This is a genomic window from Chlorogloeopsis sp. ULAP02, assembly GCF_038404745.2.
GTDB lineage: Bacteria > Cyanobacteriota > Cyanobacteriia > Cyanobacteriales > Nostocaceae > Chlorogloeopsis.
Map to the genome: position 1 here is coordinate 1 of NZ_JAYKTT020000009.1, position 25,726 is coordinate 25,726.

Sequence of the window (25,726 nt, forward strand, 5' to 3'; positions counted from 1 at the left end):
AATCAAGTAATTAGATGGCACCAAAGGTAACACCCTGTTGCTTGAGCCACTTACGGTACGCAAGTGAATAGCGATCGCTTGGTAAATGTACTTCTGCTTGTAAGTCTAGAGGTAAGCGTCGGGGTTGCTGAGACTCGACAATAGCTATATCTTGACTAGCAACTTTATTTTGAACATCTAGATAAACTTCCACTGGAATTTCACGGGCGCTATTGATTGCTAACCAATACTGCGCTACACACTCCTCTTCATCAATTGGCGTGATCGTATAGAAGACATTCAAACGATGTTCTCCAGGCCCTAGTTTAAAATATGCAACTAGCGGACGTAAAATGCGGTAATCGTAAGTATTGAAAATTAATGGTGCTTCAAGAGGATTACCCGAATTAAAATCTAGTTCCCACAAACCACATTTGAAACTAATCCCATCTGAGAAAGACTCTAATTCATAATGCGTCAATTCAGGACGACTGGCATGAGCAAATAATCCTGAATGCATAATTGGGAAGTGTGCCGGATCGATAAAATTTTCTAGCGCCCGTAAAGGGCTAGAGTGGTAGTGATAGGGGCCACAAAAAATCTTACGATAGATCGGATCATCCCACTCAGAAAACAGAGCTATGTCTTTGTGCGGTGTTCCCAGACAAACCCAGAGCAGATCGTAACGTTCTTGAACTTGGTAAGTTTGAACACAAGCTCGTGTAGGTGGTGGTTGATCTGGATTAGCCGGAACTAAAACACATTTACCCTCGCTATTAAAGACTAAACCGTGGTAAGGACAGACTAAAGTATCTTTATTTACCCATCCCAGGGAAAGACGAGCGCCTCGATGAGGACAAAAGTCTTGCCAAGCTAGGACTTGATTACCATTGTGCCACAGCACTAAATCCTTGCCTAATAAGCGTTTACGTAAGACTGTTCCAGGTTGGAAGTCTTGTGATCGCCCTATTACATGCCAATCATTCAGCAATATTTGGTCTTGCATCATGAGTATTGACACCCATCAAGCCAAATACTCATATCATAAGTATTTTGTGGAAAAGCTATCAAGGCACTCTTAAGGTTTGTTAAGAGACTTTCAGCCTGAAGTTCCTGGCAAAGCACAGCGATCGCCTCATACTTCTGGTGAAAGCCCATGCGTAAAATTTGTTAGTAAATCCTTCTCAAGTAGCTAACTAAATAACTCTCAAGAAGGGGGTCAAGGAGCTGATATTTAAGAGAATATTGACCTACAAACAAAAAATCTTGCGTTCTTTCTATATAAAAACTGAAATTTCTAAACAACCATGAAACCTCAACATAACCTAGAGCAGCTAACGCTTTATTTAACTCAAACTTTAAGTGAATATGAGGTAATTCCAGCTAACTGGGGTTGGCATATTCATAAAGGAGATAAGTACTGCGGACATTTAGAATATCAAAAAGCAAAGGGATGGCAAGGTCGTGCTTTTCATTGCCTTCCAAATAAACTTAAACAACAACTCAAAAACTTTGCACAATCAAGTTATTCAATTCGTTCTGCTACAATTTAGTCTGCTTTTAGTTTTAGTAATTAAAGGCAAATTTTGTCAAAGGAGGAACGCTAATTGAACAAACTTCGTACCAAAACTAGTAAAATATATAAAATATATTTAGCAATTTAAATTCGGGGTAATAGCCCTCATCCATTCTATAGGAAGAGGGCTTTATAATTTTGATAATAATAAACTTGAATAATGAAAAAACAAATTTTTTTATTAGCGCTTACTTTCTCAACTTTAATTATGGTTGTACTTGCATCTCATACACAGGGCTTGAATTACTCTGATAAAATTAATGAACTTTATATATTTGGTGATAGTCTCTCTGATATTGGAAATAAATTTAAGAATACTGGACGAGTTTCTCCTCCTAGCCCTCCCTACTTTCAAGGACGCTATTCTAATGGCCCTATTTGGGTAGAATATCTTAGCTCTAATTTAGGACTAAATCATCAGCAAATTAATAACTTTGCCTATGGTGGCGCAACTACACTAAACAGCACTGTTAATGAGATTCCAGGTGTATTAGCGCAAGTTTATAGTTTGACGAACGCTCATCAAAAGGTCAATCCTAATGCTCTTTATATTTTATGGGCAGGTGCAAATGATTACCTTTCAGGTGCTACCGATTCTCATGCTTCAATTTCCAATTTATCAAATGCAATTCAGTCTCTGGTTACAGCAGGAGCTAAAAATATATTGATAGCGAATTTACCAGATTTAGGCAAGCTTCCAGCCACAAGAAATAGCCCCTATTCTAGTAGTCTTAGTTCTGTGACGAGCGTTCATAATCGTGAGTTGGCTAAATCTCTGAATTTTCTGAGCCAAAAGTTAGACAATGATACTCACTTGATTGAACTGGATGTTAGTTTATTGTATCGAGAAGCGATCGCAAATCCAGCCAAATTTGGTTTTACAAATGTGACAAGTCCTTGTGTGAACAATTTTGCTGTTTGTGACAACCCGGACAAATTCCTGTTCTGGGATGATATTCATCCGACTACTGTTGCTCATCGCATATTAGCAGAAGCAGCTCTAAAAGAACTGAAGATTACATATTAACTTTTATACTCAGAACTTCCCCATAATTAAAGAAAAACTTAGATACAGAATTCCTATGCTGTGCAAACACAAAATTTTGAGCCTGCCTCCACGGGCTCTAGCTTGAAGGCTATTGGGATGTGAAAACACACCCTACCTCCCTTAAATTGTGCGATCGCACTATAATTCTGGGAGTATAAGAGTAGTATTGCTACTATGACTTTACCTGTAACGTAATCACACAACCGAGACTCTGTACTGGAATCAAATTTTAGCAGGCTGTAGTTAAAAATGTGATGGTTAATTTGGATGCAGATAGTTACCCTGATGCACCTTTAGGTGTTAGAAGCCAAAATTCATATTATGTATCCAATTAATTTTGAGAGATGTAATTTTATGAAATGCTTGCTCCTAAATTTGTTCGCTATGATTACACTGTTTGGTGTCAACGCAACTGCTTACGCCAACCCAGCGAATATTCCTACTGTTAGAAGTTCAAGCGATCGCGCCGCTTCTTTAGTAACTCAACCTGTCACAATTAACAGTAGCTGGGGTAATGTCATCTATCGAAACAATAATCTACAACAATCCGGACGCTCAATATCGGTAATCCGCCAGCAGGAATGTCAAAATATTATTGAGTTAATTACAGATCCAGCTCGGATCTTAAAGGAATGCGAAAATAAAAAAAATAACCAAACCCCTCAAAACACCCAACAAATTGATTATTTCAAGCCCCCCAAACAACTGGATTCTGGTGTTAACGTGACAGTTACGCAATTTTAATTAGGCTAAAAGTGTACTAGGTACTAGTGATTGGGGACTGGTATCGGGAATTGGGCATTGTCCCTGTGCTCTTCTGCCCTTCTGCCTACCTGCGCTCTTGCGCAAAGCGACTTGGTGCAAGTAGCCACTACGCGTCTACTGCCTTCTACTTAACGGGAAAATTTTTTCAATAGACAGATACTAATTGCTACTATTAGCTCTAATCTAGTACAAGCGAACTAAAAATAAAATTTAATGTCTGACTTAATTCTGTTTTGGCATCGGCGCGATTTACGCATTTCTGACAATACAGGGCTTGCTGCTGCGCAGCGGCGGAGTGCAAAAGTTGTGGGTGTGTTTTGCCTCGATCCGAATATTTTGGAACGAGATGATGTGGCTCCAGTGCGAGTGACTTACATGATAGGTTGCTTGCAGGCACTTCAGGAGCGATATACTCAAGCTGGTAGCCAGTTATTAATACTTCACGCCAACCCTACGCAAGCCATTCCAGCATTGGCTGCGGCATTAGATGCAAAGGCTGTGTTTTGGAATTGGGATGTAGAACCCTATTCTCAAAAACGCGATCGCGCTGTAATAGAGGCGTTGAAAGAAAAAGATATCGAGTTTCTAGAGAAAAACTGGGATCAACTGCTGCATTCACCCGAAGAAATCCGCACTGGTTCCAATCAACCCTACACTGTTTACACTCCCTTTTGGAAAAATTGGAGTAACAAAGCGAAAGCAAATCCAGTCGAAACCTTAGAGAATGTGGAGGGATTAACAGAAACAGAAAAGGAAAAAGCAAAGGTTGCTGGAGTGATTGAATTACCTTCAGCTCAAGAATTAGGATTTATTTGGGATGGGGAATTAGTGATTGCAGCAGGAGAAGCGGCAGCACAAGAACGTTTAGAGGAATTTTGCGCCCACGCGATTGATGAATATCAACAGCAGCGGAACTTTCCAGGAACTGACGGTACATCCAGATTGAGTGCAGCTTTAAAATTTGGTGCGATCGGCATTCGTACTGTTTGGCAAGCTACACAACAAGCCCTAGAAAATAGCCGCAGTGAAGAAACAGAAGCTAGCATCCGCACTTGGCAACAAGAATTAGCATGGCGCGAGTTTTATCAACACGCCATGTATCATTTTCCAGAACTAGCAGAAGGTGCTTATCGCGACACCTTCAAAAACTTTCCTTGGCAAAGCAATGTAGAACACTTTCAAGCTTGGTGCGAAGGTAGAACTGGCTATCCTATTGTTGATGCAGCCATGCGTCAGCTCAATGAACTTGGTTGGATGCATAACCGTTGTCGAATGATTGTCGCTAGCTTTTTAACTAAAGACTTGCTGATTAATCCCCAATTAGGAGAAAAATATTTCATGCAGAAACTAATTGATGGTGATTTATCTGCAAATAATGGTGGTTGGCAGTGGAGTGCTTCTAGTGGCATGGATCCTAAACCTTTACGTATTTTCAATCCTGCCAGTCAAGCACAAAAATTCGATCCAGATGCGGAATATATTCGCCAGTGGCTTCCCGAATTGCGTTCTATAGATACAGAATATTTAGTAACTGGTAATATTACACCTTTAGAACGTCAGGCTGTTGATTATCCTGCCCCCATTGTGGAGCACAAAAAACAACAAAAGCAGTTTAAAGAGTTTTATCAACAGCAAAAAATTCAGCCCTTGGGTTAATTATTTAACAGTAGAAATTTTTAAATTTCTTGTGATGTTTGTTTTCTGCCGTCTGCTCGATAAAAATTGGATGTCTACTTTGAAAAGAGATGTCAACAAAAATTAACAGCAGTCGGCGGAATAAGTGGCACAAATAGAGTATAAAGACGCTTAAAGAAACTGATGATTTAAGTAACAAGCTTTAGGGCTGCTATTTTATGTCTTCTCCACTTGAGCGCTCTATCAAAATTGAAGTCAGGTTACCATCGCACCATCCACAGTTATTACAAGGACTCGATATCTGGCTAAGTTTGGGGTTAATATCCGATGCTCAAGTGAGGCAACTATGCCGAGAGTTTCTTGTTTGTAGCGTCAGATTAGAACCTCGTGTTGAATCTGTAGACGTGCTAGGAGTTTCCCAGAGGATAGCAGAAAAATCAACTGTCATTTCCAACTCTGGACAACCATCTGTTGTTCCTGGAAAACAAAAGCCGTCACCACAGTTGGCTAAACCCAATCTTTTCACAGAAATATTGCAGTCATTGCTATCAGAATTGAGCGTGCGTTGGCTGCTGTTTTTGGGTGTATTTCTAGTAGTGCTGTCTTCTGGAGTACTCGCTGCTAGCCAGTGGGAGAAGTTTCCGGCAGCGGGACAGTATAGCGTTTTGTTCGCTTATACTCTCAGTTTCTGGGGGTTGAGTTTTTGGACAGGTAAACAGAGTAATCTCAGACTAACGACACAGACATTGCTAACAGTCACACTTTTGTTAGTACCAGTGAACTTTTGGGCAATAGATAGCTTTGGGCTGTGGCAAAATCCTGTGAACTGGATTGTAGTAGCGATCGCTTCTTTTTGCCTCACCGCGATTACAGTTTTAATTAGCAAAAGTCGATTTTTTGCTGCTCATTTGCCTCATGAAAATTTCCGTCTGGTAAATATTCTCGGATTAAGTTATCTGCATTGGGGTTGGAAATTATCAGGTTTTCCCTTAATTGCTCTTTATTTGGCGGTAGTGGGAACTAGTCTTATTATCGTTTATCAAACTCGTTTGGCACGTCAAAGAAACAGGCAGAGTGGATTAGGCATGAGCTTACCTGCCTCTATAGTGATTTATGCCTTACTAGTGTTGTTAGTTAGGGGGATTTTTGTTGCCCGCGTAGATATTACGCAATTAGGGTTAGCTATTGGCATTTGCGGTTGGTTGGTGGCTTGGTTGGCAGTATCAAGAACAGAAGGTGTAGAGACGCGCCATGACGCGTCTCTACAAAACGCTTCTTTACGTCTTTCTGTGCCTTGGCAATTACTCGGTGGTATTCTTTTATTCCTTGGTTGGTTGGTTTCGGTAATAACTCATCCTTGGCAAGCGATAGCTGTTAGTGGTTTGAGTTTATGGTTTTTTAGCAGTCGCTTGCAGCGATACAATCTCCAACCTGATTTTGCTGCCATTTTTGTTATTGGCTTAGAGACGATTTGGTTGGGTTGGCGGTTAGTACCTTATGAGTTACAAAAATGGGCGATCGCCATTGCTACTCAACTCACCAATTCTCAAAATCAAGCTTGGGCATTACTAAGTATTGCTTTATTTCCCTACCTCATTTTGATGGTTGCGCTGACAGAATTGCTGCATCATGTTGGTAGAAGGGAAGTAGCTAAGTTTGGCGAACTACTAACTCTATTTTTTGCTTGTGTATTAACTACAATCGCTCTGGTAAATCCTGTACTGCGATCGCTAAACTTACTTTTTTCTACAGTAACTCTGGCAATCGTCACTCAGCGGCGTAGAGAAGAAGACGCGGAGAGCCAAAGACGCAAAGACGCGGGGAGGTTGTCTGTCCCTTCGTCAACAAACCTTCCCACCTTAATATATCTCACTCACATTACGGGAGTACTAACGTTTTGCTCGATAGTTGATTGGTTCTTCCCCAGCTTGCGTAATGAACACTGGGCAATGATTTTGTTAGCCCTAATGGTAGGAGAGTGGCTATTTAGCATTGGCGATCGCTGGTGGCGGCGTAGTGCCTGGCATATTGGTTTAGGGCTAGCTATAATTAGTTTCCTTTTACTTTGGGTAAATGCTGATTTAGCTTGGAGAAATTATGGTGCGACTAATGCTAATTGGGGACTAATTTGGTTAATTACCCCTATAACTCTAACAGGAATTGCAAGTCGCAGTTCTGGAGAAAAACGCACCACTAATAGTATCTTGAGTGTTGTGGCATTAGGGTTTTCCCAATTGCTCACTTTACCGCTACTCCATTTCAGATTAATCAGTTTAGCTGTTGCTGCTGCTTTAATGTTCGTGAACACTAACTATTTACGACATAAAGCATATGCAGTAATTACATTAGGATTTGTTCTCAGTACTATTGGTACCCTGCTGTGGGAGGGTGTACCTGGCTTTCCAAAGCTAGCAATACAGGGGTGGTTTGTAGTAGGAGCGATCGCTATCCTGGGTTTATGGCTAACTCGGAAACTACTGCGACAAACAAGGAACGAATTAGCAAGTATCTATGCAGATGCAACAGATAAGTGGGCGATCGCATTATGCGGCGTAGAGTTATTGAGTTTAACGTTGCATTCTGTGTTGGTTTATATGCAGCTTGCCACCCCAGGATTATTATATTTAGCTGCTGGTGCCATTACATTGGGGGCAATTGTTTATCGCAGTTGGGGAGAGGCAACAAATTTTGCCTTTTATGGCATTGGTTGGTGTTTGGAATTACTAACCGCTGAGGTACTTGGCTTTAGCAAACCTTCAATTATCCAAATAGCGATCGCAAACATTGGTTTAGGTTTAATAACTCAGCTTTTTGGCGAGTGGTGGCAAAGGCGACACCGCTTAGAAAGGTTACCGAGCAGCTTTCACATCCTCCCACTCATGTATGGTGGCTTCAGTTTAGTACTGCGTTTAAACACCTTTACCAAATGGACAGGTTTGGCTTCTTTGGGCGTAGCTTTAATAGCGATCGGAGTCGGGCGGCGTCGCCAGGAATTTAAACCTCTTGTTTACCTGGGGCTTGTTGGCATATCGATTTCTGCCTATGAACTATTGTTCTATCAAATGTTACAAGCCTCAGGCGGAGCATGGGGTGATGGTTTAATTGCCATGTCTGCTTTGGGTACAAGCATGATGTATGCCTATCGCATCCTCTCACCTTGGTTAAGTAACTATTTGCGCTTAAGTACCAAAGAACTAAAAATAGTAGCTCATCTGCACTGGGCTTGGAGTAGCTTTTTATTAATAGCAGCGATCGCAGCACCGATTCAAGTTAACCGCCTTCTAGGTTTAGGAGCAGGTATATTTTTGATTCGTTATGCCATCTTTCAAGGAAGAGACACGGAGACAACCAGACGCGGTGACGCAAAGAGAGAAGACACGGGGACGCGGGGACGCGGGGACGCGGGGAGGGGAGAATTCTTTGCATCAATTTTGACACCCGACGAAATCTGGGTTTATCTTGGCTTGCTCGAAGTAGCTGCAATGAGGATTTATTGGCGCGAGACGGCTGTAGGACAGTTATTTGCGGGTGCGCTTGTACCTTGGAATGCTGCGATCGCCTGTGTAGTTGCCTATTTTCTTTACATTTTACCGTGGGAAAGTTGGGGTTGGTCGAAACGCCCTTGGCAAACAGCCGCATACATCTTACCGTTGGTACTTTTGTGGGAAACCAGACTGCAAATTTACTCAATTACTTTGCTATTAACCGCTGCGTTTTATGTGTTCTTAGCAAAGATGAGCAATCAATTCCGCGTCACATACATGAGTGTGGCATTAATTAATTGGGCAGTTTTTCGCTGGTTTGATGACTTGGGTTTAACAGATGCTTTATGGTACGTGAGTGCGATCAGCTTATCGTTATTATATATTGCCCAATTCGATCCCCAATTGAAACTACCAGACATGAAAGCATACCGTCATTACTGGCGTTTACTTGCTAGTGGTTTGATTTGTGGTTGGGCGATTTTATTCCATCAAGACATAGCCCTGATACCAGGAATTTTTAGTTTGATTGCGATTTTTGCCGGATTAGGTTTGCGAGTACGGGCTTTTCTTTACGTTGGTACAGCCACCTTTTTCATCACAGCCTTTTACCAATTAATCATTTTTAGCTTGCGCTACCCATTCTTCAAATGGCTGGTTGGCTTAGTAGTGGGTATTATCCTCATTTCTATTGCCGCTAACTTTGAAACCCGTCGCGCCCAACTCAGTTCTATACTTCGTAGTACTAGCGATAAGTTTCAAGATTGGCAGTGAAAACATCAACTACCAAGTAAAATCAAAAGCTATGGCACAAACCCCATATCGAGCAATGTGAAAACAGATACGATGAACCGATTGACGAACCACCTGAAACAGCGATCGCTTACCAATTCTCATCGGTTGAAGTCAAACAACTCGCTTTCCGCATTGATGGCGTTTTTCTCCCTAAAAGTAATGTCTCATCCCCATATACTTCGTAGAAGTCCAATTTCAACCAGATAAAAACTTCTATTCTCGCTTATTTACAGAAATATTTCTTTACCTTGACAAAACCGAACTTACCAACAATTGGTTTGGGGTTGTAGTTTATCCAACTCGTAGTATTGATGTGGCAGAAACAGAACGCTACATTGAATTACTAACATCAGGAAGAATCAGACGTATCTACCTGGATGAATTAGATTCATCGGCACAACAGTCTATAGGTGTTAGTACAGTTAAATTAGTTATAGAGCCAGAATCGGGTGCAGCTGAAAAAGCTAGAGAGTTAATTAATTTTGCCAAACAGCAAATCACAGACGCAATTACCCAAACCGTTAAACCTACGTAGACGCAGCCTGTTAATCTTCACATTCAGAACAGGCTTATGAACTTGGTGTGAAAAATTTTTAGTCATAGATGATAGTTCTGGGATAAGAGTGGGTACTTTTATAACAGGAGGATTGCTGATACTTAAGTATTTATCCGCAGCAAACATTCAAATATGGCTGGTTCTGGGGAAGAATACATGATTGCCCGTCGCAAACAGCTAGAGCGGCGAAAAAAGATAGTAACCTGGATATCCTTTGTGTCTTTCTTTGGTTCTACAGGCTTTGCAGCAATTTCTGCACTAGTACAGGCTATTCAGAATCCACCACAAGCTCAAGTTGCGTCTGCTGCGCCATCATTACAGCAGCAAGCACAGGGATTTGAATCGGTGTTACAAAGAGAACCTGAAAACCGAGTAGCTTTGGAGGGGTTAGTAAAAATACGGTTACAGTTGCAGGATGGCAAGGGTGCGATCGCTCCTTTGGAAAAGTTGGTGAAATTGAGTCCTGAAAGGCAGGATTACAAAATGCATTTGGAGCAGTTGAAGAAAGAATTAGGGAAAGGCGATCGCTGATTCAAAATTAGTCAAAAAAATTTAGTTATGAAAAACAGTGAATACACAAGATTTTTAAATCTTTCCTTTGATGATTTTAGAAAAATGGCAAATGATCCTTCGCTTAGTTGCTATGAAAAAATAGGTTTTCCCAATTCTTATCGAGAGGGTAAAGAACAATTTATTTTTGAGGATATTATCGCAAAAACAACTTTATTGAACTCAGAGAATAAAGTTGTTTTAGACATCGGGCCAGGATGTAGTGAATTGCCAATTATACTGGTTGATATTTGCGAAAAAAATAATCACAAATTAATCTGGGTAGACTCCCCAGAAATGCTATCAATTCTACCAGATAAAAACTTTATTCAAAAAATCCCTGGTTATTATCCTTATTGTCAAGAGTTATTCAATGAGTACCGTAAAAGTGTTGATGTAATCATAGCCTACAGTGTATTTCATTACATCTTTGTAGAGTCTAATATCTGGAATTTCCTCGATAAGTCCCTTGAACTAATGACTCACGGTGGAGAAATGTTGATTGGGGATATTCCAAATATATCTAAGAGAAAACGTTTCTTCAGTAGCCCAGCAGGCATAAAATTCCATCAAGAATTTACTAGCACTCAGGAGATTCCAGAAGTAACCTTTAATAAAATTGAGCATCATCAGATTGATGATGCAGTAATTTTATCTTTAATTCACCGAGCAAGAAACCAAGGATTTGATGCTTATATTCTCCCTCAAAGAAATGATTTACCTATGGCGAATAGGCGCGAAGATATCCTAATTAAGAAACCTTAAAATGACTTTACTAAACAGCAAAAAATTGATTATTGTTGGCGATAGTGCTTTCGCTGAAATTGCCTACGAGTACTTTACCTATGATTCCGACTATGAAGTCGTAGCTTTTAGCGTAGAACAAGAATTTCTTAATAGAGATAAATTATTTGGTTTACCCGTTACTCCCTTTGAATCTTTAGAAAAAGTTTACAATCCTAACGAACACCAAATATTTGTAGCAACTGTCTATACGCAGGTTAATAGATTGAGGTCGAGATTATGCTTTGAAGCCAAGCAAAAAGGGTTTGAGCTTGCCAGTTACATCAGTAGCAGAGCTTTTGTTTGGCAAAATGTACAAATTGGGGAGCATTGTTTTATTTTTGAAGGCAATGTAGTTCAGCCGTTTGTTCAGTTAGAAGATAATGTAATTTTGTGGAGCGGAAATCATATAGGTCACCATTCTTTCATTCACAAGAATTGTTTTATTTCTTCTCATGTAGTAATTTCTGGATTTGTAGAGATAGGTGAAAATTGCTTCTTGGGCGTTAATTCTACTATTAGTAATAATGTAAAAATTGGTAAAGATTGCTGGATAGGCCCCGGTATTGTTATCACCAAAGATGTGCCAGAAGGATTGGTATACCGTCCGGCAAAGATTGATCCTACAAAGGTCAGTACTCTAGAGTTCTTCAAAATCAAGGATTAAACAGTGATCTGGCAAAAACTTGGCTTAGTATACGTGGCAAATGGCAAGCAGGATTGGGCTTTTTCTCATGCTTTCATTCCAACTGCCATGATGCTCAATGATGAACTAATCAGAGTATATGTTGCCTTTCTAGATCAAAGCAAAGTTGGAAGAGTTGGATTTGTGGATGTTGCTGCAAGTAATCCGCTTCAGGTATTAAGGGTTTCAGAGAAGCCTGTACTAGATATTGGCGAGCCTGGAACTTTTGATGATAACGGAGTCACACCAATTAGCATTATTAAATACGCTAATAAATTGTACCTTTACTATGTGGGCTGGCAGCTTGGAGTTAAGGTTCGTTATTTTCTGCTGATTGGTCTTGCAGTCAGCGAGGACAATGGAAACAGCTTCAAAAGATATTCCAGAGTTCCTATCTTGGAACGAAGCGATAAAGAACTCTTTGTAAGAACAGCAGCTCATGTCCAACGGGATCATAACAAGTGGAGAATGTGGTATGTAGCTGGTGACAAGTGGCTCCATGTTGACGATAAGCAAGTCCCTACCTATAATTTGCGCTACTTAGAGTCAAACGATGGGATTAACTGGGGAAAGGAGGGAAGAATCTGCTTAGATATTGCTAGTAACGAAGAGTACGGATTCGGCAGACCCTTTGTGATCAAAGAAAGCGGTCTCTACAAAATGTGGTATTCCATCCGCACATTCAGCAAGGGTTATCGACTAGGTTATGCTGAATCGACGGATGGACTGAATTGGATAAGGAAAGACGAGGGGGTAGGAATTGATGTATCCGAGGATGGTTGGGACTCGCAAATGATTTGCTTTGGCTGTCTTCAAAAGACGAGATACGGAACTTATCTGTTTTATAACGGTAACAATTACGGTGAGACTGGCTTTGGGGTTGCAGTACTACAAGATTGATAGTGAAATGATCGCGGAGATAGCTGGACAGTGCGTGGCAGATAAAAAATATCTAAAAGTTTTCCCTTATACTGAAAGTGATGCTGCACTGTGGGACAGGTTTATTGTTGAGATTCCAATGGCTAACTTTCTTCATAGCCGCCGCTACCTGTCTTACCATGCCGAGCGATTCCAGGATATCTCGCTATTGATTAAGGATGAAAAGAACCGATTGGTGGGTTTGTTTCTAGCAGCAGTTGATCAAGTTAATCGGAATTGCGTTGCGAGTCATCCAGGAATAACTTACGGCGGAATGTTGCACGCGGGTAGCCTTTACGGGGAAAAAATGCTTGAGGCATTTGAAGTCACAAAACGTTACTACGCTACTCAAGGATTTGAAAGACTCCGCTATAAGGCAGTTCCGTACATTTACCATCAATCCCCTGCTAGTGATGATATCTATGCCCTTTTTCGATTGGGTGCGGTGCGCTATCGTTGTGACCTCTCTTGTGTCATCGATCTCACTAACCGACCTCAGACAAGCCAACGGCGTAAAAGGGGATTGAAGAAGGCTCTAAAACAAGGTGTAGAAGTCAAAGAAGGAGCTAATTTTGCTAAACACTTCTGGCTCGTACTGGAAGAAAATCTTGCTCGAAAACACGGTACCCGACCAGTTCATTCTGTCGAGGAAATTCTTTATCTTCATTCTTTGTTTCCCCAGAATATTAAATTTACTGTTGGGTTGCTGGACTCTCAAGTTATTGCCGGTGTAGTCCTATTTGTCAGTCCCTTAGTCGTCCACGCTCAGTACATTGCTTCAAGTATGGTCGGCTACAAAGTAGATGCTTTAGATGCAGTTTTTGAGCATTGCATTGAGAAAGCTAGGGCTGAGAAAGCGCGTTATTTCAGTTTTGGCATTAGTACTGAAAGTGAAGGGCAATATCTCAATCAAGGTCTTTATCAATTTAAAACAGAATTTGGAGGTGGTGGAGTAGTACATGATTTTTATGAAGTTCAGTTGAAAGCGTGATTATTACTAGCTCCTCTTTTTTTGATTCTAGAGGTTATAAAGTGAGTATTGAAAAGTGCCGTATTATTCATTTACCAAAGGTAGAAGACCCGCGAGGAAATCTGACATTTATAGAAGGTAATAAGCATGTCCCCTTCGATGTCAAAAGAGTTTATTATCTCTATGATGTTCCTGGAGGAGCGGAAAGAGGTGGACACGCTCATAAAACATTGCAACAACTAATTATTGCCATGTCTGGCAGTTTTGATGTGGTTTTGGATGATGGGCATGGCGAATGGCGTTTTCATTTGAATCGCTCTTACTATGGCCTTTATATTAGCTCTATGGTTTGGCGGGAATTGGACAATTTCTCATCAGGTTCAGTTTGTATGGTTTTAGCGTCCACTTACTATGAGGAATATGACTACTATCGCAATTATGATGAATTTATAAAGGCTGTAAGGAGCATAGACAATGGAAATTCCATTTCTTGATTTAAAAGCTCCTTATTTGGAATTAAAAGAAGAATTCGATGCAGCCTATCAGCGTGTTATGGAGTCTGGCTGGTATATTCTCGGACGGGAAGTAAAAGCTTTTGAAGAAGAGTTTGCAGATTACTGTGAGGTGAAGTATTGTGTTGGCGTCGGTAATGGATTAGAAAGTTTACATCTAATTTTGCGAGCAATGGAAATTGGTACAGGTAATGAGGTAATTGTTCCATCTCACACCTATATAGCAACTTGGTTAGCAGTTTCATACGCGGGAGCAACCCCAGTACCAGTAGAACCAGATATCAATACTTATAATATCGATCCCTCAAACATAGAAGCAGCTATTACCTCCAAAACAAAGGCAATCATAGTAGTGCATCTTTACGGTCAGCCAGCAGATATGCGCTCTATCAATGAAATTGCTAAAAAATATGGAATTAAAGTTATTGAAGATGCAGCTCAAGCTCATGGCGCACGTTATCAAGGGCGGCGAGTTGGTAGTTTAGGAGATGCAGCAGGGTTTAGTTTTTATCCTGGTAAGAATTTAGGGGCTTTTGGCGATGGGGGAGCAGTCACTACCAATGATGCTAACCTAGCTGATAGAATTCACCTGCTGCGTAACTATGGCTCTCGCATTAAATATAAAAACGAAATCCAAGGATTTAATTCACGCTTAGATGAGTTACAAGCTGCTTTTCTGAGAGTGAAGCTGACTAAGCTAGATGAATGGAATGAGCGACGCAGACTGGTTGCTAAATACTATTTGGAAGCATTGCAGGGAATTAAAGATTTGAAGCTACCTTATGTTTCCGAATGGGCTGAACCAGTGTGGCATTTATTTGTCGTTAGTCATCCGAGAAGATATTATCTAGAACAACATTTAACTGCTGCTGGTATTGGTACTTTAATTCATTATCCTATTCCTCCCCACTTATCGAATGCTTATCCAGAAATAAGAGGAAAACCTAGTAAAGTGGGAAGTTTTTCCATTACAGAAAAGATATCAGCAGAAATTTTAAGTATACCTATCGGAAATCAGATATCTGAAGTAGAAGCTAAAAGAGTAGTAGAAATTTTACTGGAGGATAGTTGGCAGTGAAAGAGTATGAACCTTTAATCAGCGTTAACATGATTACTTATAATCATGAAAAATATATAGGTGAAGCAATACAAAGCGTTCTAGAACAAACATTCACAGATTTTGAATTAGTCATTGTCAACGATGGTTCGACTGATAGAACTGATGAAGTTATCAGATCATTTAGTGATTCTCGCATTCGTTATATCTGTCAAGAAAATCAAGGGCCTAGTATTGCAGCTAATAATGCCGCTTTAGTAGCGAGAGGAAAGTATATTGCTCTAATGTCTGGAGATGATGTCTGTTATCCTCATAGACTAGAAAGGCAATATGATTGTCTGTCAAAATCTGACAAAAAAGTTGTTTTTTCTTGGGTAGATTTTATCGATGAAAACAGCCATATTTTTTCGGGTGAACCCTATATTAAAGAGGGCTGGTTTAATCGTTTTAATCAAAGCCGATCAGAAATGCTAAGGCATTTCTTTGAGCAAGGTAATTATTTAAACGGTATCACACCTTTTCTAGAGAAAAAAGTTTTAATAGAGAGTGGTTTATACCACTTAACTTCTATTCAAGCTCAAGATTTTTATATGTGGATAAAGCTGCTTGGTAGAGGATATGAATTATTTGTTTTACCGGAAAAGTTGATAAAGTATAGAGTTACAGGTAAGACCTTAAGTCAATCTGAAAATAATAAAGTACGTGATTTTTTTGAATATCGTCAATTGAGCAAAGATTTTTTCAATGACATTCCAGTAGATTTATTCAAAGAAGCATTCGCCAATAATATTATAAGACCTAATTTCAATAGTAAGATTGAGTATGAATTAGAGAAAGCATTTCTCTATCTTAATTATAATTCAGTTTTATTTCGTAACATTGGTGCAGAAAAACTTTTTGGATTATTACAAAATAGAGATGTATTGGCAGTTTGCAAAGATAAATACAGTTTTGGTTTACCTGAATTATATCAACTAATAACTAATCTTGATAAATCGATAGAGATTAGCTCTCAACCTTTAGTTTCCATAATTATTCCTTGCTATAACCACGCCATTTTCTTGAAAGAAGCTATTGAGAGTGTTGTCAATCAAACATATAAAAATTGGGAATGTATTATTGTAAATGATGGTAGCCCTGACAATACTAGTGAAGTAGCAAGGTCTTTAATAGAACTTTATAAAAATCGCAAAATTTCACTTGTAGAAAAACAAAATGGTGGTCTATCTGATGCTAGAAATGCAGGTATCCGACAATCTTCAGGTCAATATATATTGTGCTTAGATGCTGATGATAAGATTGGTACTAATTTCCTTGAAGATTCTGTAGTAATTTTACAAGCTAACCCTGACGTTGGTTTTGTTTATACAGATGTTCAGTACTTTGGAGCTAAAAACGATCAAATTAGCTACGGAGATTTTAATTCCAATATATTTTTAAGGAATAATCAAGCGACTGCCACCTCTATGTTTCGCAGAGAAATCTTCAATCAGGTTGGTGGATTCAAAACAATCATGGATGGGGGACTGGAGGACTGGGAATTTTGGATTTCAGCCTACGAAAATGGTTGGCAAGGGTATCGTTTAGCAAAAGCCTGCTTTTACTATAGACAACATACCACAGGTTCTATGCTACAAAAACTTGTTAATCAAAAATCAAAGCTGCAAACTCTATTTGCCAGAATTATTAGCCTTCATTCCAAACTGTATACTGAGCAAGAAGTATTGTGGGCAAAGCAGACACTCGACAAAAATAAAAATTTCTCTTCTATCGGTATACCTGTATCTAAAACTCTGCAAAATTCTGAACTTTTATTGACTCAATTATCCAGACAAATTGAAGAATATCAGCAAGGAAAAACTAAACAATCTGAATTAGCTAATGTTTATCAAATTCGACAACAAATTGCCCAATTATGGCTTGGTTTAGAAACAGAGCAATTGGCAACTGAATATTTTGGTGCTTTAGGTACAGTACATCGTAGTCTTCAAAATAGTGGAATTAAAGAAGAACCACTGACCCCAGACGAACAGACTTTTATAGATGAAATTGAAGCATATTTGACTCAAGATTTAGATCTGCCAAAGATTATCCAGTATCTCCTTGCTGCTTGGGTTTATCACCGTGCTGACCAGTTACCATTGCAGCATATCCTTTCTTACATACCCAATTGGTTGCTTCAGGACTATCTGCACTTCCTATTTTCTTCTCCAATCCATTTCCACGAATTGGGAGAAGCAGATAATTACTACAAATATATGCAGGGGTGGCTTGATTATTTATACGCATCCATATTCAGTCATTCCGATTCTTCATTCTGGCGTGAAGTAGTTGATAATTTTGCTCAAATTGCTAATTTTATTCCTGCATATTTTAATGAAGTGAATCTCAAAGATATCTATGTGAAACGTGCGGAAATACTAGAATTATTCCTAAAAATTAATGGGTGTGAAGTCAATTATGAATTTGCAGATCGGGCTGTAAATAGAAAAAAAATCCGGCTTGGTATTCTAGCAGCACATTTCACACCAGGTTCTGAAACATTCGCCTATCTCCCTGTTTATGAATATATCAGTAGAGACTTTGAAGTCATTTTGTATTCTCTTCAAGCAACTAGTCATCCACTAGAGCAATATTGTCGAAGTTGTGCAAACTTTTTCAAGCTGCTACCACAAAATTTATCAGAACAAGTAAATACAATTCGTGCTGATGACCTCGATATATTATTTATTGCAACAAATGTGACGGCAGTAACCAATAAAATTTGCCTTTTAGCAATGCATAGGTTAGCCAGAATACAAGTTACCAGTGGAGGTTCTGTAGTAACAACCGGAATGAGACATATGGATTACTACATCTCCGGTATGCTTACCGATCCATCACCAACAGCACCAGAACAGTATCGAGAAAAGTTGGTGAAACTAAAAGGAAGTGCTCATTGCTTTAGTTATGGTACTGAACAAGGAAAGGAAACTATCAAAGTTGAGCGAGAAAGTCTAGGAATTTCTGAAGATACTGTTGTTTTTATCTCTGGCGCTAATTTCTTCAAAATCATTCCTGAACTGATGGAGACGTGGGCAAAAATCATTGCTGAAGTACCCAATTCGGTTCTGGTGCTTCTGCCATTTGGGCCGAATTGGTCTAATTCTTACCCCAAACAAGCTTTTATTAATCACCTTAACTCAATATTTTCAAGGCATGGACTAGAAGCCGATCACTTGCTGATTTTAGATCCTCAACCAGTACCAGATAGAGAAGATGTTAAGGAATACTTCAAAATTGCTGATGTCTATCTCGATTCTTACCCATTCGCGGGAACAACTTCGCTGGTAGAGCCGCTACAGGTTAATCTGCCAGTAATAGCTAGAAAAGGAAATAGTTTCCGTTCTGCAATGGGAGCAGCAATGGTGCAATCACTAGATATTCCTGATTTAGTTGCAGATAGTGAAGAGTCTTATATACGTTTAGCGATCGCACTCGGTACTAATCCAGAATTACGCCAGCAAAAGAGGGAACAAATTCAGGAGAAAATGCAAGATAACCCCAGTTTTTTGGATAGTCGTTCTTATTCAGCTAAGATAGGCGCTGTCTTTCAAGAGTTATTCAGCAATTATGTTACTGAAACTCTATGCCAAAACTTGCGTTTAAGAGATACTAACCTAATTCTTTTCCCAGATTGGTCGCAGCCCGAAGAGTCTTTAGGTGAAGAATTGCAGCAAGTAATTGCAGCGATCGCAAACCATTTAGATACCGAACACACCACTTTACTCATTGATACTAGTAAAATTACTACTGAAGATGCCGAAATGTTTTTGTCTAGTGTAGCGATGAATATTTTAATGAATGAAGATTTAGATATAACTGAAGGATTAGAAATTTCTTTGGTAGGTAAACTGGCAGATAATCAGTGGAAAGCTTTACTACCTCGCCTGACAGCTAGACTTGTTTTGAAACATGAGAATAAACAAGCATTGACACCAATACTCATACAACAACTTTCTGTTTGGGGATTGGATAACTTAATCACTTCTAGCTTGGTAGTTACAGCTATGTAGTTATAAAAGTCTAATATTGATTCCACCGAAGTGAACTTGAGCTATCAGCCAGAGATTTAAATCTCTGGTATTTTTTTGTTTATGCAAAAGAAAAAAGCCCGCAAACAACCCGCCTACGCGGGTTTTGTCTGTATAGCCGCGACTTCCAGTCGCCAGGGCTAGTTTTTTGTCTTAAAGTCTTATCTTTACCGATTTGTACACCACAATATACTATAGCGTACAATGAGGTGAAGTACACCACAAATTTATATCATTCGCAATTTATGAAAACCATATCTATTCAATTACCGGAAACAGTATTTTCTTCACTTCGCAAAAACCCTCAAGAATTTGTTCAAGAAATGAGGATTGCCGCCGCAGTTAAATGGTATGGAATAGGTAATATATCGCAAAATAAAGCTGCAGAGATTGCTGGGTTAACTCGTGTAGAATTTATCAATGCTTTATCTCGTTATCGAGTTGATTTTATGCAATATACTACAGAAGAATTGGCTGAGGAACTGGCGAATGCCGATTAATCGCATTATCATTAATTCTTCTCCTCTGATTGTTCTATTTAAAAGTCAACAAGCACAATTGCTACCACAATTATTTACAGAAATTGTAGTACCGGAAGGTGTGTTTCAAGAAGTTACCAAAGGAGGAGAAGATGATACTGCGTCAAGACAATTACCAACCGTTTCTTGGATACAACGAGTAGAAATTGATAGCATAGCACCTGAAGTAGCAGCTTGGGATTTAGGAACAGGAGAATCACAAGTATTAAGTTTAGCTTTGAAAAACTTAGATTGTGCCGCTATTGTCGATGATAGAGCGGCACGACGTTGCGCTCTATCATTAAGTATTATTACTATAGGTACAGGAGGTTTACTAATATTAGCAAAAAGACGCGAACTGATTTCTAGTATATCTCCAGGAATTCAGGCTTTACGCAATGCTGGTTTATGGTTATCAGATAATATAGTAAATATACTTAAACATCAAGCTGGTAAGTAACAATCTATTTCAGCATTGCAGGTTGAGGTAGTTTATCCATCAAGATACCTTTGCCACATCTGTTCGTAAGCTTTCTCCATCTCACGAGTAAATTGCTTCCCATTCCACAACGGTGCCGTTTGCCTTGACTGTCGCAGTTTCCAAGTAACTTGCTCTCTTAAAGCTGCATCTTGACCTAAACGCACACCCCACTCTACATACTCTTCATCTGTCCAAGCAATGCCTTCTGTAATACCTGCATTCACCATCATTGTGTAGCTGTTACGTGCTGCAAATTGTTCACCAACTCGTGTTACTAAGGGGATGCCCATCCACAATGTTTCTAGGGTTGTTGTAGCTCCATTGTAGGGAAATGTGTCTAATACAACGTCAGCAATACCCAAGTTGGCACGATGAACAGACTCTAGAGGAACTTGGGGTAAAAACCGTAACCGAGAACAATCCACACCTTCTTCTTCGGCTATTTGATAAAAAAAGCGTTTAATTGCTTCTTCTTCAGCAAGCCCCTTAATTAAAAAGTAGCTATTAGGAACTTGTTTAATAATTTGCATTTGCCATCTCGTTGTTTCTGGATGGCGCTTATATCCTCTTTGAGCGCTGAGATACACAACAGCGTCTCCAGGAATATTCAAGTCCTCTCGACGGAGAGTTGGTACACCCACCTCAAAACCATCTACTGCGATGTAAGTTTGCGGTAGCCTCCAGATTTTCTCTGTGTAATATTCTTGTGCATCATCTGGCAACACATAAGGATCTACAATAAAGTAATCAATTGCAGGTATGCCTGAGGCATCCCAACCAAGCCAAGTAACTTGAATAGGTGCTGGCTTGAGCGCCATCACTTCGCTAGTAATATCTAAAGTAATGCTATCAAGGTCAATTAAAATATCAATTTCATCCTGATATATTTGTTCAGCAATTTCTAAACCGTTCATGCCTAGTTTGTGGGCTTTTCCTGCCTTTTGTACATACCAATCTTGAAGAAAATCATTTATTAACTTATAGTTTACAAAATAGGTATAAATATCAAAATTATCTCGATTATGATGCTGAAATATCCAACGAGCTAACCAACCAACAGAATGATTCCTGAGAGCGTATGATATATAGCCAATTTTTAATTTTTTATTGGAAGTCCTTAAGACTTGTTTATTAGTAATATTCCAACAATAATTTTTTCCTTCTGATTGAGCTAAATCTTTAATATCATTATTAAAAATCTCAGCTATTTTATTATGAATTAATCGAAAATCAGTGGGAGTATCTTTAATGTGAGGTATAGCAAAAGATGGTGTCAGTAACCGCAGGATTCTTCCCTCTTCTAAAGCAATTGGTTGTGCTTGTATAAACTGTTGAAATACAGTTTCTAGCTCTTGGCAAGTTTCACATATCTCTTTCCAATATCCTCCTGCTGACATTAAACCCCTTAATAGTAAATGAAGTGCAAAAATTTTATCGGCTAAACCTTCTGATAGCGAATAACATAACTTAGCTGTTTCTATACCCTGAGAATAATTGCGAGCATCTTGATAAAAAATTGCTAAATGTCGCAAAATTTCGACATTTTCTGGCTCTAAGCGCAAATGTAACTTCAGAAGAGATGATGCTAGTATAGGTTGCTGTAGAGTATGACCAATTTTCAAAGCAGCTGTAAGCAGTATATCGAAGCATTGATAAGTATCAGAAAAATAAGGTAAACAAGCTTCTACTAAACTCAAACTTGTTGGATGTAAAGGAATAGTATTTAAAAGTTCCTCTAAAAATTGTCTTAATAAATTAGCATCAATATTTACACTTTCTTTTTCATTTAAAATTTCAATTAATCTCCAGTCATGCAATTCATTCATTACTTCAAACTTTTCTAGTTTGAGAGAACTTAGAAGAATATGGAGTAAATTATTAATATCACGAGGATTAATTTCCCTCATATGCTGGCGAATTAACCAGGCTACAGAGTATTCCGTCAGATTTTCTCGCCTTTCAGCTTCTGCTTGTAAAAATTGAAATAGTTCATTTGTCCAAATTTGTAAATGCTCTTCATCTGCCTCTGTTATTGGCAGCATCCAAGTCATTTGAGCTTCTGCTTCTTGTCCTTGTAATAGCAATAATAAGCCTAAATGCCAGTAATAGGAGACAGTATTTGGTTCTATTGCTATTGCTTGTTCATATAACTGTGCTGCTTGGAGATAGTTTTCTTGCAGAAAGTATTGTTCAGCCTGAAATTGCCAATTATATATATCAGTAACCATTGTATTTTTCATGAGAAAATTTAGGGATAATATTTGTCAATGACTCACATAATGGAAACAAAGTGGATAGAAAAATCTACCCACTTTAAAAAATATCTAATTTAGTTCAATACAAACTACATGAAAAATTCACTTTGCCATGAAACTGCTTACTTAGACAAACTGTATTCTTCCGTAGTAACTAATTCCTTTACTTATTTCAAAGAGATGAAGTTGGTGGGGCAACTAGGTCCGTTTGCGCCAGCAGTAGCTGCTCCTACATCAGCACCACCGTTAACTCTGGCTTGTACAGCTTCACACAAAACGGCTATGGTAGTAGCTTCACTAGTAGCAGATTGTGTTGCTACACTTACACCACCAACATAACTTTTGAGAGGTGCATTATTAACTACTGTACTTGCTTGGTTAGTTACTAAGCTAGAGTTAGTACCACCACCATCAATTTGGTATACATAATTTGTGGTTTGTGTTGCAATACCAAGACCTAAACTACCAAACTTATTTTGATCTGCAAATTCGTTTTGTTCCAAGTAGTAAGCCTGCTGTGCGCGGTTCATTGAACCTACGTAGGTTTTCGCTTCCGATTGTTTGGCTTTATTTGCTTGGTTAAGGAAAGAAGGCAGTGCAATAGCTGATAGAATACCGATGATAATAATTACTACCAGTAGTTCAATCAGGGTGAAACCTTCGTCTTCTTTCTTTTTATTAAGAATGTGTTGTAAAAACTTAGCTTTCAGTTCGCTTTTCATATCTGTAACTCCTCGTGGTGGTGATTGCTTATCGCGTTCTAAAAATAACTTACCCACCACCGATCAATTTCATATCATTCCCACCAAAAAAAGTTTTCTTTAGTTGTAAGTTAGTGCTGTTAATGAGACTCTTTTCGATGCGAAAAACCTGTCTAATAGGCATTTTCAGACTGAATTTGAAAGAGAAGTCAATACGGTTCAGTAAACGGTAGCTGTCATCCTATAGACGTACAACGGCTTCCCGTGTGGGTAGTGGCGCGATCGCCTTAAAATAATGCATTATGATTTTCTTGTGGGATGGAGAGAAGTTATAAGACGCGGAGTAGCTTCCCGCAGGGTGCGGCGGCTACTTACAGAAGCTACTACTCTATGAGAAGCCGGACTACGTCCGTCTACGTGTCTACCGCTGTTAGCGTAAGCCCTGCGGGCATGGCTACACTTACCGCGCAGCGTGTCGCTTTGCGACTTAGCTCCTCCGTAGGAGAATTAGAACTTCGGAGCTTTTGGTTCTTCCGGTGCGGACAAGATGTCCACACCACAATATTTATTTTGTAGAGTCAGTGCTATGGTGGCAGGTAGGTCAATTGTCCATGTAGATTTAGCAATGGGATATGACTAGCCGATTTATTACTGATAAAAATTCTGAAGCTCATAAGGCTTTACAAGGGTTCTAAAATCATTGTGGAAATTCTCAATTCAAAAGACTTATATCCAACTGGTGGAGTTAGGCAAGTATCGCCTGGAGATATTGAAATTCTTGACCCACAACCTTATGACGATTGAGACATATTGACTTACTCAAATTCAGGTGGCCATAGTTCTGATATTGCCAATTCCCAACCTGGTAGGACATCTGGTAAAGTGAGTGTGTCTCCATTGTGCAATACAACTGGAGCTTGGTTAAGTCGATAAACTGTTACTGTCAATTTGTCAGGGTCTACTAATATCCCAACTGTAGAGCCGAGTTGTAAGAATAATTGAATTTTCTCTTCAAGCGGTTTAATTCTGTCTGATTTGGATTTGACTTCTACCACTAGATCTGGAACTAACTCTACAAAGTCGCGCTTGCTCTTTTTTAGTCTGTCAGCCCGCACAAAAGAAACATCAGGCGCACGCAAATTTCTTTTTTCTGAGTCGCCCTCTTCCATACTCGGCAGAATAAAGCCTGCGCTAGAACCAGTTACTCGCCCTAATTTGCGCGACATTACCCAGTTATTCAAGAAGGTAGTTAACCGAGTAGTGATTTCCTCTGACTCGTAATCTGATGGCCCCATAACTATGATGTTCCCTTCTACCAGTTCCATCCGCCATTCTGGATGTTCGCTTTGTAGTTGCTCTAAATCTGCAATGGTAAGGGACATAATACACTAAATAACGCTTCTACATCTATCATACGCACCTCAACCTACGAAAGCTACCATATATTGTGTGTGGACAAAAACAGCTGTATAGTTTGCCATTAATAAAATTAATGAAAACAGATGTAAGTTTTTATGAACTTATAAAGGAACTACCACAAATATTTTTTGAGCTTATTGAAAAACCTGATACTAATCCCAATATCTACACATTTACTGCACCGGAAGTAAAACAACAATCATTTCGTTTAGACGGATTGTTTTCTACTATCGAGGATTTTGAAAATTAACCCTTATATTTTGTAGAATTCCAAACCTACAAAGATGAATAATTTTACGAACGATTATTTGGAGAAATTTTTGTTTATTTTCGTCAATATCAACCAGCAAATTCAGACTGGTATGTAATTGTTATTTACGACAAACGCATTCATAAAGCTCCGCCTCCACCCTCGTTATCAGGCTTTATTGGAACAACGTCTATGTTGCATTTATCTGAATGAACTTTCTCATAGGACTGAGGATAGCTTGGAAATAGGAATTGCTAAACTTTTTATAGAAACACCTATAAAAGCTACTTTCTTAGCTCAACAGTTAATCAATCAGGTAAGAGAAAATTTACCTGAGGAAAAGATACAAAAGAAAGTGCTAGCATTCATCCAAGCTATTGTATTTTACAATTTTACCAATCTTACTTTAGAGGATATTGACGCTATGCTTAATTTAGATTAATTCAAAAATACTCGGTTGTATGAGAGTATCTTGGAAAAGATAAAATTAGAATTAGTACCAAAACTAATTGAGAAAAATATGAGTATCCAAGAAATCGCAGAATTGCTAGAAGTAGATGTTGAAATTATTAGAAAATATCTGTAACAACAGCCTTAGCCAGCTAATACTCACCTAATTTACACCTTTTTCCTGATGACTGTTGAGATATAGGGATATGGAGAAGCCCATTTTAATATGTTATGCTATATTAAGCGTAGTCGTTATGAGTTTGTGCAAC

General features: G+C 39.0%; 22 protein-coding genes and 1 pseudogene. 19 read left to right on the forward strand and 4 right to left on the reverse strand.

The window, feature by feature from the left end; genetic code table 11:
• Positions 1 to 10: 10 nt before the first annotated feature.
• Positions 11 to 988, reverse strand: a complete 978-nt coding sequence (locus U2718_RS05990) for an aromatic ring-hydroxylating dioxygenase subunit alpha (protein WP_341997769.1) — start codon at positions 986 to 988, stop codon at positions 11 to 13.
• Positions 989 to 1,286: 298 nt separating this feature from the next.
• On the opposite strand from U2718_RS05990, the gene U2718_RS05995 reads away from it, so the two are divergent.
• The 17 genes from U2718_RS05995 (at position 1,287) to U2718_RS06075 (ending at position 20,361) form a co-directional block, all read left to right on the forward strand.
• On the forward strand, positions 1,287 to 1,532 hold the full coding sequence (locus U2718_RS05995; protein ID WP_341997771.1) for a hypothetical protein: 246 nt from the start codon (positions 1,287 to 1,289) through the stop codon (positions 1,530 to 1,532).
• A gap of 183 nt (positions 1,533 to 1,715) precedes the next feature.
• Positions 1,716 to 2,582 carry an SGNH/GDSL hydrolase family protein gene (locus U2718_RS06000; protein WP_341997773.1) on the forward strand — a complete coding sequence of 289 codons (867 nt, stop codon included), beginning with the start codon at positions 1,716 to 1,718 and terminating at the stop codon, positions 2,580 to 2,582.
• Between the two features lie 405 nt (positions 2,583 to 2,987).
• Positions 2,988 to 3,347 (forward strand): hypothetical protein, encoded by a 360-nt coding sequence (locus U2718_RS06005; protein ID WP_341997775.1) that lies wholly within the window; start codon positions 2,988 to 2,990, stop codon positions 3,345 to 3,347.
• A gap of 234 nt (positions 3,348 to 3,581) precedes the next feature.
• Positions 3,582 to 5,024, forward strand: a complete 1,443-nt coding sequence (locus U2718_RS06010) for a deoxyribodipyrimidine photo-lyase, 8-HDF type (RefSeq protein WP_341997777.1) — start codon at positions 3,582 to 3,584, stop codon at positions 5,022 to 5,024.
• Positions 5,025 to 5,221: 197 nt separating this feature from the next.
• Positions 5,222 to 9,259, forward strand: a complete 4,038-nt coding sequence (locus U2718_RS06015) for a DUF2157 domain-containing protein (RefSeq protein ID WP_341997779.1) — start codon at positions 5,222 to 5,224, stop codon at positions 9,257 to 9,259.
• 104 nt (positions 9,260 to 9,363) lie between these two features.
• Positions 9,364 to 9,465 (forward strand): DUF2887 domain-containing protein, encoded by a 102-nt coding sequence (locus U2718_RS06020; protein WP_341998095.1) that lies wholly within the window; start codon positions 9,364 to 9,366, stop codon positions 9,463 to 9,465.
• A complete protein-coding gene (locus tag U2718_RS06025; RefSeq protein WP_341998097.1) occupies positions 9,453 to 9,815 on the forward strand; it encodes a DUF2887 domain-containing protein in 363 nt (120 codons plus the stop codon). The genes U2718_RS06020 and U2718_RS06025 overlap by 13 nt, the downstream gene beginning before the upstream one ends.
• A gap of 153 nt (positions 9,816 to 9,968) precedes the next feature.
• On the forward strand, positions 9,969 to 10,367 hold the full coding sequence (locus U2718_RS06030) for a tetratricopeptide repeat protein (protein WP_341997781.1): 399 nt from the start codon (positions 9,969 to 9,971) through the stop codon (positions 10,365 to 10,367).
• 27 nt (positions 10,368 to 10,394) lie between these two features.
• Positions 10,395 to 11,150, forward strand: a complete 756-nt coding sequence (locus tag U2718_RS06035) for a hypothetical protein (protein WP_341997783.1) — start codon at positions 10,395 to 10,397, stop codon at positions 11,148 to 11,150.
• 1 nt (position 11,151) lies between these two features.
• Positions 11,152 to 11,835 carry an acetyltransferase gene (locus U2718_RS06040; protein WP_341997785.1) on the forward strand — a complete coding sequence of 228 codons (684 nt, stop codon included), beginning with the start codon at positions 11,152 to 11,154 and terminating at the stop codon, positions 11,833 to 11,835.
• A 3-nt stretch (positions 11,836 to 11,838) separates the two neighbouring features.
• On the forward strand, positions 11,839 to 12,753 hold the full coding sequence (locus U2718_RS06045) for a hypothetical protein (RefSeq protein ID WP_341997786.1): 915 nt from the start codon (positions 11,839 to 11,841) through the stop codon (positions 12,751 to 12,753).
• On the forward strand, positions 12,716 to 13,762 hold the full coding sequence (locus tag U2718_RS06050; protein ID WP_341997787.1) for a GNAT family N-acetyltransferase: 1,047 nt from the start codon (positions 12,716 to 12,718) through the stop codon (positions 13,760 to 13,762). The genes U2718_RS06045 and U2718_RS06050 overlap by 38 nt, the downstream gene beginning before the upstream one ends.
• Positions 13,759 to 14,235, forward strand: a complete 477-nt coding sequence (locus U2718_RS06055) for an FdtA/QdtA family cupin domain-containing protein (RefSeq protein WP_341997788.1) — start codon at positions 13,759 to 13,761, stop codon at positions 14,233 to 14,235. The genes U2718_RS06050 and U2718_RS06055 overlap by 4 nt, the downstream gene beginning before the upstream one ends.
• Positions 14,216 to 15,331, forward strand: coding sequence for a DegT/DnrJ/EryC1/StrS family aminotransferase (locus U2718_RS06060; RefSeq protein WP_341997790.1), 1,116 nt, complete (start codon positions 14,216 to 14,218; stop codon positions 15,329 to 15,331). Before U2718_RS06055 ends, U2718_RS06060 begins: the two co-directional genes overlap by 20 nt.
• Positions 15,328 to 19,365 carry a glycosyltransferase gene (locus U2718_RS06065; protein WP_341997792.1) on the forward strand — a complete coding sequence of 1,346 codons (4,038 nt, stop codon included), beginning with the start codon at positions 15,328 to 15,330 and terminating at the stop codon, positions 19,363 to 19,365. The genes U2718_RS06060 and U2718_RS06065 overlap by 4 nt, the downstream gene beginning before the upstream one ends.
• 263 nt (positions 19,366 to 19,628) lie before the next feature.
• Complete coding sequence (locus U2718_RS06070; protein ID WP_341997794.1) at positions 19,629 to 19,883, forward strand: UPF0175 family protein; 255 nt, start codon at positions 19,629 to 19,631, stop codon at positions 19,881 to 19,883.
• Positions 19,873 to 20,361: a DUF3368 domain-containing protein gene (locus tag U2718_RS06075; RefSeq protein ID WP_341997796.1), complete on the forward strand. Its 489-nt coding sequence runs from the start codon at positions 19,873 to 19,875 to the stop codon at positions 20,359 to 20,361. The genes U2718_RS06070 and U2718_RS06075 overlap by 11 nt, the downstream gene beginning before the upstream one ends.
• A gap of 32 nt (positions 20,362 to 20,393) precedes the next feature.
• Here the strand turns inward: U2718_RS06075 and U2718_RS06080 are convergent, their stop codons facing one another.
• The 3 genes from U2718_RS06080 to U2718_RS06090 all read right to left on the reverse strand — a co-directional run bounded on the left by U2718_RS06080 (position 20,394) and on the right by U2718_RS06090 (position 24,720).
• A complete protein-coding gene (locus U2718_RS06080) occupies positions 20,394 to 22,610 on the reverse strand; it encodes a tetratricopeptide repeat protein (protein WP_341998099.1) in 2,217 nt (738 codons plus the stop codon).
• A 194-nt stretch (positions 22,611 to 22,804) separates the two neighbouring features.
• Positions 22,805 to 23,359 carry a type IV pilin-like G/H family protein gene (locus U2718_RS06085; protein WP_341997798.1) on the reverse strand — a complete coding sequence of 185 codons (555 nt, stop codon included), beginning with the start codon at positions 23,357 to 23,359 and terminating at the stop codon, positions 22,805 to 22,807.
• Between the two features lie 794 nt (positions 23,360 to 24,153).
• Entirely contained in the window at positions 24,154 to 24,720 is a 567-nt protein-coding gene (locus U2718_RS06090; protein WP_341997800.1) for a Uma2 family endonuclease, read from the reverse strand.
• A 110-nt stretch (positions 24,721 to 24,830) separates the two neighbouring features.
• Here U2718_RS06090 and U2718_RS06095 point away from each other — a divergent pair.
• A pseudogene (locus U2718_RS06095) lies at positions 24,831 to 25,220 on the forward strand (DUF2887 domain-containing protein).
• Positions 25,186 to 25,449 (forward strand): DUF2887 domain-containing protein, encoded by a 264-nt coding sequence (locus U2718_RS06100; protein ID WP_341997802.1) that lies wholly within the window; start codon positions 25,186 to 25,188, stop codon positions 25,447 to 25,449. The pseudogene U2718_RS06095 and the gene U2718_RS06100 overlap by 35 nt, the downstream one beginning before the upstream one ends.
• Positions 25,450 to 25,726 lie beyond the last annotated feature (277 nt).